8 protein-coding genes are annotated in these 9,285 nt (G+C 65.4%); 2 read left to right on the top strand and 6 right to left on the bottom strand.

The features are described 5' to 3' along the window. Together BLV92_RS02750 and BLV92_RS02745 are read right to left on the bottom strand one after the other, a co-directional pair. Entirely contained in the window at nt 1-2,214 is a 2,214-nt protein-coding gene (locus tag BLV92_RS02750) for a cytochrome c biogenesis protein ResB (protein ID WP_090542019.1), read from the bottom strand. Between the two features lie 115 nt (nt 2,215-2,329). Then, complete coding sequence (locus tag BLV92_RS02745) at nt 2,330-2,992, bottom strand: c-type cytochrome (protein ID WP_090542017.1); 663 nt, start codon at nt 2,990-2,992, stop codon at nt 2,330-2,332. A gap of 237 nt (nt 2,993-3,229) precedes the next feature. Here BLV92_RS02745 and yihA point away from each other — a divergent pair, with 237 nt between their 5' ends. Then, nucleotides 3,230-3,889: a ribosome biogenesis GTP-binding protein YihA/YsxC gene (yihA, locus tag BLV92_RS02740; RefSeq protein ID WP_090542016.1), complete on the top strand. Its 660-nt coding sequence runs from the start codon at nt 3,230-3,232 to the stop codon at nt 3,887-3,889. A gap of 255 nt (nt 3,890-4,144) precedes the next feature. Further along, nucleotides 4,145-5,143: a porphobilinogen synthase gene (gene hemB, locus BLV92_RS02735; protein ID WP_090542014.1), complete on the top strand. Its 999-nt coding sequence runs from the start codon at nt 4,145-4,147 to the stop codon at nt 5,141-5,143. Between the two features lie 124 nt (nt 5,144-5,267). Here hemB and dsbD read toward each other — a convergent pair whose 3' ends face one another. The 4 genes from dsbD to BLV92_RS02715 form a co-directional block, all read right to left on the bottom strand. Further along, nucleotides 5,268-7,151, bottom strand: a complete 1,884-nt coding sequence (gene dsbD, locus BLV92_RS02730; RefSeq protein WP_090542012.1) for a protein-disulfide reductase DsbD — start codon at nt 7,149-7,151, stop codon at nt 5,268-5,270. Continuing rightward, nucleotides 7,144-7,455: a divalent-cation tolerance protein CutA gene (cutA, locus tag BLV92_RS02725; RefSeq protein ID WP_177197984.1), complete on the bottom strand. Its 312-nt coding sequence runs from the start codon at nt 7,453-7,455 to the stop codon at nt 7,144-7,146. The genes dsbD and cutA overlap by 8 nt, the downstream gene beginning before the upstream one ends. Before the next feature lie 215 nt (nt 7,456-7,670). Next, nucleotides 7,671-8,063 (bottom strand): 50S ribosomal protein L17, encoded by a 393-nt coding sequence (gene rplQ, locus BLV92_RS02720; RefSeq protein ID WP_027797304.1) that lies wholly within the window; start codon nt 8,061-8,063, stop codon nt 7,671-7,673. 130 nt (nt 8,064-8,193) lie between these two features. Beyond that, on the bottom strand, nt 8,194-9,171 hold the full coding sequence (locus tag BLV92_RS02715) for a DNA-directed RNA polymerase subunit alpha (RefSeq protein ID WP_090542010.1): 978 nt from the start codon (nt 9,169-9,171) through the stop codon (nt 8,194-8,196). Nucleotides 9,172-9,285 lie beyond the last annotated feature (114 nt).

Genomic DNA, 9,285 nt, shown 5'->3' with positions numbered 1-9,285 from the left:
TTACCGGTTCGAATCGTCAGAGTCCGTGGGGTGCAGCTGCGTTGCACGGTCCGTGCCAGCGTCGCCGGCCGCGGGCTTCGCGCCCAGCGCGCGCGCCACCGCTTCGCGGGTGCGCACGAATTCCTTTTCGAAGTCGAGGGTCCGGCGCGCGGTGGACATCGCCATCAGCACGTCCACGCCGCGCTCGCCGTTGTCCTTCAGCCAGAACCACAGGCGCCGCTCGCGCACGTAGAACATCGAGAAGATGCCGGCGACGAGCAACAGGCTGCCAAGATACACGACTTTTTTGCCAGGTGCCCGCGTCAACTGGAACACCGACGCCTGCACCTGGCGGAACGAATCGAGCTGCAGATACACCGGAGATCCATACAGGAAGCTGTCGGATACCGCATTGATCGAGTCCTGCACGAAACGCGCGGCCTGCGCGTCGGGCGTCAGTTCCGGCTCGCCGGCCTGCGCGCGCGCAAGCTGCCACAGGTCCCATGTCGCGCCTTCGAGCATCCGCATCAGCAGTCCGGCCGCCTTCTCCTGCTCGGCTTTCGGCACCGATTTGTCGATGAAGCCGGCGACCGCCTGGAAGCCAGCCGCCGTCTGCGGATCGACCGGCTGGCCGGCCGGCGCGTCCGCGCCCGCAAACAGGGCCAGCACGCGCGACGCGCTCTCCTGCAGATGCTGCCGCAGTTCACTGTTGCCATCGGGGACGGAACGCGCGGCAAACCGCTGCGCCGCCTCCGTCCGCAGCTTCGGGTCCTCGAACGCGGCGCGCAGCAGCATCCACTCGCGCGGCGTACCGCCGCTGTCGGCCGGAATCCGCAGGTAGCGGAACGGATCGTCCGGATTCACGCGCATGCCGGCGAGGAACATCTTCGAGCCGCCGACGTCGACCGGCAACATGTAGTTGTTGTACTCGCGCGCCTGGCCGTCCTTGTCGCGGACCTTGTACTGCACCGACGGGCCGACGTTGCGCAGGTCGAGCGGCTTCGACGTCTTCGCGCCGGAGCCGAGCCGCTCGTCGAACGCCTCCTTCAGCGACTGGTGCGCGACGCCGCGAGTGTCGGTGGCGCCGCTGCCGTTCGAGATGTTTTCGACGTTGATCGCGCGGAAATCGGCGAATTCGATAGTCTGCCCGTCCGCGCCCGGCGCCGATGCGCCGAGCGGCGCCGACGCGCCGATCGCACCGCCGAACGCGAAGCTCTTCGCGCTCGCGCCGGTCATCGGCCAGCCGGTCATCTGCATCTGCGAGCCGCCGTCCTGAAAGCTCGACTGGTAGATCGACACGCCCGCGTACTGGAACGGCTGGTTCACCTCGACGCGCGCCGGAATCCGCTGGCCGGTGCGGTGATCGATCACGACGATGTCGCTCGCGAACAGCTTCGGCATGCCGGTCGAGTAATAATCGACGATGAATTTCTTCAGCTCGATCGAGAACGGCAGATCCTGGATCAGCGAGCCGTCCGGCTGGTTCAGTATCGCGGTTGACACATACTGTCCCTCCGGCACCCACGCGTAACCGCGAAACGTCGGATTCGTCACGGGCAGCCGGTGCTCGGCGGCGATGTCGTTGATCACCGCGTTGCTGCGGATCGGCGTCTTGTCGAACAGCCACATCTGCAGCTTGATCGGCAGGTTGCTGTCGAGCAGGCCGCCGATGCAGATCACGACGATCGCGAGGTGCGCGAAGATGTAGCCGATCTTCGTCAGCGCGCCGCGCTTGCCGGCGATCAGCGTCGCGCCGTCGGCCTCGCGCGTGACGAAGCGGTAGCCGAGCCTGCCCGCGAGCTTCGCGAGCGTGTCGGCGGTCTGCGCGCGCGTGCCGCCTTCGACCGTGAATTCGCCCTTGTGATGAAACGCGCGCAGGCTGCCTTCGCGGACCTTGTCCTTCCAGCTGCGCAGGTCCGCGATCATCTTCGGGCCGTTGCGGATCACGCACAGCGAGACCGACACCACGAGGAAACCGAGGATCAGCATGAACCACCACGCGCTGTACACGGTGTACAGACTGAGCGACCGGAAGATGTCGGCCCAGAACGGGCCGAACTGGTTCACGTAGTTCGGATACGGATCGTCCTGCGTGAGCACGGTGCCGATCACGCTCGCGATCGCGAGGATCACGAGCAACGAGATCGCGAAGCGCATCGAACTGAGCAGCTCGACGGCGCTGCGCACGGCCCGCTGGCGAATGTTCAACTGCAGACCCGACGTGGTGACGCTCATTCAGACTCCAACTGGACAGCAAAAAAGGGTGCAGGCCCGTCGCCCGCGGACGACGCCCTCACCCTTTCGTTGTTGTTCTTTCCGACCTCGCAGCACGCACGATGCGTGCCGGCGGTCAATGCAGGCCCGCGACGTAATCCGCGACGGCCTTGATTTCATCGTTCGACAGCCGGTGCGCGATCTGCCGCATCGGGTCGTTGTTGTTGCGCGTGCCGTCCTGGAACGCGGTCAACTGCGCGGCCACGTATTCCGCCCACTGCCCGGACAGCCGCGGGTACTGGATCGGAATGCCCTGGCCGGTCGGACCGTGACAGGCCGCGCAGGCGGGCACGCCCCGATCCGCGACGCCCGCGCGCCAGATCGACTGGCCGAGCGGCACCGTGGCGGCATTGCGAGCGTAACCGGGCTTCGGGGTTTGCGACGAGAAATACGCAGCGACGTTGATCATATCCTGGTCGGACAACGCGCTGGCGAAGCCGGCCATGATCGGGTTGGCGCGCAATGCGGGCTTGCCGCCGGGCTGCGGCCTGAAATCCTTCAGTTGCTTGACGAGATATTCGGCGTGCTGGCCCGCGAGCTTCGGATACGCGCCGCCGGTGCTGTTGCCGTCGGCGCCGTGACAGGCCGCGCACACCTGGGTGGCGATCGCCTGGCCCCGAGCGAGATCGGGTTTGGCGGGATCCGCCGCCTGTGCCGCCATCATCGAAAGACCTGCCGTCAAACCCACCGCCGCAATTGCAATCTCGAGCACCTTGAGGGATTTGCCCAGTCGATTCATTCGCACACCCGGTTTCGTCTTGTGGGAATAGGTTCTGCAAAACGACGATGGCAACCGACGTGCCGGTATGGCCTGCGCGCTGGCTTGACCGGTATTCAGTAAACCGTCGCATTGTACAATAACGCGCTATACGCAACCGCGCCAGCCGGGCTCGCCCCGATAGTCGCGCTATTCCCCCGGCCCACGGCCGGCCGCTGCGGCCACGCCGCCGCCGTGTCTCACATTCTGGTTTCCCCCATGGCCTTCCTGCTGCATCAAGCCCGCTTCTTCACGACGGTCAACCACCTGCGCGATCTGCCAGCGACCGCCCGCCCCGAAGTCGCGTTCGCGGGCCGGTCCAACGCGGGCAAGTCCACCGCGATCAATCTGCTCTGCAACCAGAAGCGGCTCGCGTTCGCGTCGAAGACGCCTGGCCGCACGCAGCACATCAACTATTTTTCGGTCGGTCCCGACGACGATCCGGTCGGCTACCTGGTCGACCTGCCGGGATACGGTTACGCCGAAGTGCCGGAGGCGTCGAAGGCGCACTGGGAAGCGCTGCTGTCCGCATACCTGCGCACGCGCTCGCAGCTGTGCGGCCTGATCCTGATGATGGACGCGCGCCGCCCGCTGACCGACCTCGACCGGCGGATGATCGAGTGGTTCGCGCCGACCGGCAGGCCGATCCACGCGCTGCTGACCAAGTGCGACAAATTGACACGCCAGGAGAGCGTCGTCGCGCTGCGCACGGCGCAGAAGGGCTTCGACGAATATCGGAAGCAGGGTTATGAAAGCGAACTGAGCGCGCAGCTATTCTCGGCGCTCAAGCGGATCGGCCTCGACGAAGCCCACGAGCGCATCGAAAGCTGGATCGCCCCGAAAACAGGGGACGCGGCGGACGACAGCGCGGAGGCGTGAAGTCGGTCGTGACCCGCGGCGCGGCCCGCATGAGCGGCGACTGCACGACAGCGCCCAGGCGCCGCGCATAAAAAAACCCGCCGCAATTGCCGGCGGGTTAAACAGCCTGATCGATGAACGACAGGCACCCGCTCAGGGAGGAGAAGCGGGGAGTCCGGCGCAGCGCGCCTCGCTCGACCGGTATGATATACCATTGTCCCGGAATTATTCCGGTCCCCCAGAAAGCCTTCATCTGGCTTCAAGATACCCGCTGATATGAGCTTTTATCCGCATCATCGTCCGCGCCGCATGCGCCGCGACGACTTCTCGCGCCGCCTGATGCGCGAAAACCTCCTCACCACCAACGACCTGATCTACCCGGTATTCGTCATCGAAGGCGAGAACGTGCGCGAAGCGGTGCCATCGATGCCGGGCGTCGAGCGCGTGTCGGTCGACCTGCTGATGGGCGTCGCCGAACAGTGCGTCGAACTCGGCGTGCCGGTGATCTCGCTGTTCCCGGCAGTCGATCCCGCGCTAAAGACGCCGGACGGCATCGAGGCAACGAATCCGGACGGTGTGATCCCGCGCGCAGTGCGCGAGCTGAAGAAACGCTTCCCGGACCTCGGCGTGCTGACCGACGTCGCGCTCGACCCGTACACGAGCCACGGTCAGGACGGCGTGCTCGACGAAGCCGGCTACGTGATCAACGACCAGACGATCGAGATTCTCGTCGCGCAGGCGCGCGCGCAGGCCGAGGCGGGCGTCGACATCGTCGCGCCGTCGGACATGATGGACGGCCGCATCGGCGCGATCCGCGAGATGCTGGAGAGCGAGGACTTCATCCACACGCGGATCATGGCCTATTCGGCTAAGTACGCATCGGCGTTCTACGGTCCGTTCCGCGACGCGGTCGGCTCCGCGTCGAATCTGGGCAAGAGCAACAAGATGACTTACCAGATGGACCCGGCGAACACCGACGAGGCGCTGCGCGAAGTGCGCCTCGACATCGAGGAAGGCGCGGACATGGTGATGGTGAAGCCCGGTATGCCGTACCTCGATATCGTGCGCCGCGTGAAGGACGAGTTCCGCTTCCCGACCTACGTGTATCAGGTGAGCGGCGAGTACGCGATGCTGAAGGCCGCCGCGCAGAACGGCTGGCTCGACCACGACAAGGCGATGATGGAATCGCTGCTCGCGTTCAAGCGCGCGGGCGCGGACGGCATCCTTACGTATTTCGCGCTCGACGCCGCGCGGCTGCTGCGCGCGCAGAAGTAGGCGTTCGTTGCGGCGCGCCGCAGATGAAGCGCTGAAATGAAAAAGCGCATCGGCCGATGGTCGATGCGCTTTTTTACTGGCTGGGTTGCGTTAGTCGCCGGCGGGCGTATGCGTTCCGCCGCGCTCAGGACTGCGGCGGCGCGGGCAGACGGTTCAGGCGGCCGAGAAAACGGTCCGCCGACTCGTAGCCGACGACGCGCAACACCTCGCGGCCGTTGCCGTCGAAGAAGATGATTCCCGGCGGCCCGAACAGGCCGAAACGCTTCAGCAGCGCCTGGTCGTCGGGGTTGTTCGCGGTCACGTCCGCGCGCAGCAGATCGAGTTGCTGGAGCCGCGCATGCACACGCGGATCGCTGAACGTCAGTGCCTCCATCTCCTTGCAGCTCACGCACCAGTCCGCATAGAAGTCGAGCATCGACGGCTTGCCCGACGCACCGAGCGCCGCATCGAGTTGCGCCGGCGAACTCACCGGCGCGAACGTCAGCGTCGGTGCGCCGGTCGCCGCGCCGCCCGCTGACGGATCTTCACGCGACGCCAGCACGGCGAGCGGCCGCAGCGGATCGCCGGACCCCGCCGCCACGCCAACGAGCAGCGTCGCCGCCCAGATCGCAAACGCAGCGCCGACGCCGCGCCCGAGCCGTCGCCAAACGGTTGCGGCGCCCGCGTTCGGCGTGAAAAGGCCGAGCGCCGCGGCCGCGAGCAGCAGCCACAACGCGGCGAACAGCATCCGAACCGTCTCGCCAAGCACCGGCCAGACGATCCACAGCGCGGCCGCGAGCAGCACGATGCCGAAGAACACCTTCACGCCGTCCATCCACCCGCCCGCGCGCGGCAGCAGCGTGCCCGCGCCGAGGCCGATGATCATCAGCGGCACGCCGAGCCCGATTCCCATCGCGAACAGTGCCGCGCCGCCGAGCGCCGCATTGCCGGTGTGCGCGATGAACGCGAGCACCGCGAACAGCGGCGCGGTCATGCACGCGCCGACCACCAGCGCGGACAACGCGCCCATCGCGGCGACCGCCACGAACTTGCCGCCCGGCCGTCCCCGCGACGCACGCGATGCGCCGTCCTGCCAGCGCTGCGGCAACGCAATGTCGAAACCCGCGATCAGCGACACCGCGAACGCGGTCAGCAGCAGCGCGAACGCGCCGAGCACCCACGGATTCTGCAGCCACGCGCCGAGGCTCTGCCCGACGAGCGCCGCTGCAACGCCGAGCACGGTATAGACCAGCGCCATTCCGAGCACGTACACGAACGACAGCGTGAAGCCGCGCGCCCGCGTGACCCGCGCGCCCTCGCCGATGATGATCGCGGAGAGGATCGGGATCATCGGATACGAGCACGGCAGCAGGCTCAACACCATCCCGGCGACGAAGTACAGGCCGACGACCGCGAAGAAGCCACCGCCTTGCAGCAGCGACTGCGCGTAATCGGCGCTCGTTGCACGCTCGTACCAAGGCTGACCGGCCGTGGAGGCCGCTGCGGCTATTACCGCAGGTGACGCGGTCGCCGGCTGCGCCGCCGTTGTATTCGCCGCGGCGGACTGAAGCGCCACACCGCTCACGTGGTACACACGCTCCATCGGCGGATAACAGATGCCCGCGTCCGCGCAGCCTTGCGACGTGACCGCAAGATCGAACGGCCCCGCCGCCTGCTTCACCGGCACGCGGATCGTCAGGTCGCCGCGATAGGTCTCGACGTTCTTCTGGAACGTCTGGTCGAACTTCACATGACCGGCCGGCAGTTGCGGGTCGCCGAGCGTCGCGGTGCCGTTGCGCGTCGCGAACGCGAACCGCTCCCGGTACATGTAATAACCGTCCGCGATCTTGTAATGGACGTCGATCTCGCCCGGATTTTCGGTCGCACTGAAGCTGAATGCGGCGTCCGGCGGCAGGAAGTCGTCGTCGGCGCGCGCGGCGCCTGCGCCGAACAGGATTGGGAAAACGCCGAGGACTAGCAGCAGCGCGTGCAGCGCAGCGCGGACGCGCCGGTCAAAGCGGTTATACATGGATGGGACGTTGAGTTTCGGCATTGACCCACTGGCCATACGCGGTCGACGCGGTCACCTGCCACGACAGGATCTCCGGCGTGTCGTACGGATGGTGGGTCTGGATGAACTGCTCAAGATCGGCCGCGCGGGCAATGCTGGTCTTGAAGAGCACCTGGATCTCGTCCGCCGACTCGACCGTGCCCTGCCAGTGGTACTGCGAATGAACGGCACCGAGCTGCGTGACGCATGCGGCAACCCGCGCGGCGAGCGCATCCGACGCGAGCCGTTCCGCCGTATCGGCATCCGGCACGGTGGTCAGCATCAGGATCACATTGAGGGTCACCGCAAACTCCGCCAACTCGCGAACAGGGATGGCTATCGTACCACCGGCGCATCCCGCGTTCCGGACGCCCCGAATGCCGCGGATCGCGCCGGCTTGACACGCTTGCGCGCTCCGTGGCGAAACGTTCGGGCGCGTTCACGCGCAGAAAGCAAAAAAGCCAGGCATGCGCCTGGCTTTTCTGGATGCCGGGAAGCTTATTCGGCTTCCTGCACGTTTTCTTCCGCGACTTCCGGACGGTCGAGCAATTCGACCAGCGCCATCGGCGCGTTGTCGCCGACGCGGAAACCGAACTTCAGGATACGCAGGTAGCCACCCGGACGGTTCGCGAAACGCGGGCCGAGTACGTCGAACAGCTTCGTGACCGAGTCACGATCGCGCAGGCGGTTGAACGCCAGACGGCGATTCGCGAGCGACGGCTTCTTGCCGAGCGTGATCAGCGGCTCGACGACCTTGCGGAGTTCCTTCGCCTTCGGCAGCGTCGTCTTGATGACTTCGTGCTCGATCAGCGAGTTGGACATGTTACGGAGCATTGCCAGACGGTGGCTGCTCGTGCGGTTCAGTTTCCGCAGACCATGACGGTGACGCATTTCAGTTTCCTTGAATCAAAGTTTTGGTCCAGCTCTTCTATCGCTTCGTTGCTGCGCGAAGCACGGGCCGGTACTAGAAAAAGGCAAGACGCGGATTCTAAAGGAAAATCCGCGTCCGTGCCATCAGAGCTTACTTGTCGAGACCAGCCGGCGGCCAGTTTTCGAGCTTCATGCCGAGCGTGAGACCGCGCGATGCGAGCACTTCCTTGATCTCGTTGAGCGACTTGCGACCCAGGTTCGGGGTCTTCAGCAGCTCGTTCTCGGTGCGCTGGATCAGGTCGCCGATGTAGTAGATGTTCTCGGCCTTCAGGCAGTTCGCCGAACGAACCGTCAGTTCGAGATCATCGACCGGACGCAGCAGGATCGGATCGATCTGCGGCGCGCGCGACGGCACTTCCGCAGCCGCTTCCGTGCCTTCCAGCGCAGCGAACACCGACAGCTGATCGACCAGAATGCGAGCCGACTGGCGGATCGCTTCTTCCGGCGAGATCACGCCGTTCGTTTCGATGTTCATCACGAGCTTGTCGAGGTCGGTACGCTGCTCGACACGCGCGCTTTCGACTGCATAGCTCACGCGGCGAACCGGCGAGAACGACGCGTCCAGCACGATGCGGCCGATGATCTTGGCCGACTCGTCGCCGTAACGGCGCACGTTGCCCGGCACATAGCCGCGGCCCTTCTCGATCTTGATCTGCACGTCGAGCTTGCCGCCCTTCGACAGATGCGCGACCACGTGATCCGGGTTGATCACTTCACAGTCGTGTGCGAGTTCGATGTCACCGGCGGTGACGACGCCTTCGCCTTCCTTGCGCAGCGTGACCGTGACTTCGTCGCGGTTGTGCAGCTTGAAAACCACGCCCTTGAGGTTCAACAGCAGGTTGACCACATCCTCTTGCACACCATCGAGCGTCGAGTACTCGTGCACGACGCCTGCGATCGTCACTTCGGTCGGCGCATAGCCGATCATCGACGACAGCAGCACGCGCCGAAGCGCGTTACCCAAGGTGTGGCCGTAACCGCGTTCGAACGGTTCCATGACCACTTTCGCATGGTTCTCGCCAAGCGATTCCACAGCGATGATCTTGGGCTTCAACAAACTGGTTTGCATAGGTTTTCCTTTTCAATACCCTCGGCTCGTTACACCGATAAGGCTGACCGGTAACAACCTGAAAATAAACAGCCGAGGCCACCCGTTGCGCAATGCAAGCGGGCCACCCCGGCC

The organism is Paraburkholderia caballeronis (assembly GCF_900104845.1).
Taxonomy (GTDB): Bacteria; Pseudomonadota; Gammaproteobacteria; order Burkholderiales; family Burkholderiaceae; genus Paraburkholderia; species Paraburkholderia caballeronis.
This window is presented reverse-complemented; position numbering and strand designations above follow the sequence as displayed.

What these genes read in the sequence shown, in the direction of transcription:
- BLV92_RS02750 (WP_090542019.1), bottom strand. Translation starts at nt 2,214, where the DNA reads ATGAGCGTCACCACGTCGGGTCTGCAGTTGAACATTCGCCAGCGGGCC.
- BLV92_RS02745 (WP_090542017.1), bottom strand. Translation starts at nt 2,992, where the DNA reads ATGAATCGACTGGGCAAATCCCTCAAGGTGCTCGAGATTGCAATTGCG.
- yihA (WP_090542016.1), top strand. Translation starts at nt 3,230, where the DNA reads ATGGCCTTCCTGCTGCATCAAGCCCGCTTCTTCACGACGGTCAACCAC.
- hemB (WP_090542014.1), top strand. Translation starts at nt 4,145, where the DNA reads ATGAGCTTTTATCCGCATCATCGTCCGCGCCGCATGCGCCGCGACGAC.
- dsbD (WP_090542012.1), bottom strand. Translation starts at nt 7,151, where the DNA reads ATGTATAACCGCTTTGACCGGCGCGTCCGCGCTGCGCTGCACGCGCTG.
- cutA (WP_177197984.1), bottom strand. Translation starts at nt 7,455, where the DNA reads ATGCTGACCACCGTGCCGGATGCCGATACGGCGGAACGGCTCGCGTCG.
- rplQ (WP_027797304.1), bottom strand. Translation starts at nt 8,063, where the DNA reads ATGCGTCACCGTCATGGTCTGCGGAAACTGAACCGCACGAGCAGCCAC.
- BLV92_RS02715 (WP_090542010.1), bottom strand. Translation starts at nt 9,171, where the DNA reads ATGCAAACCAGTTTGTTGAAGCCCAAGATCATCGCTGTGGAATCGCTT.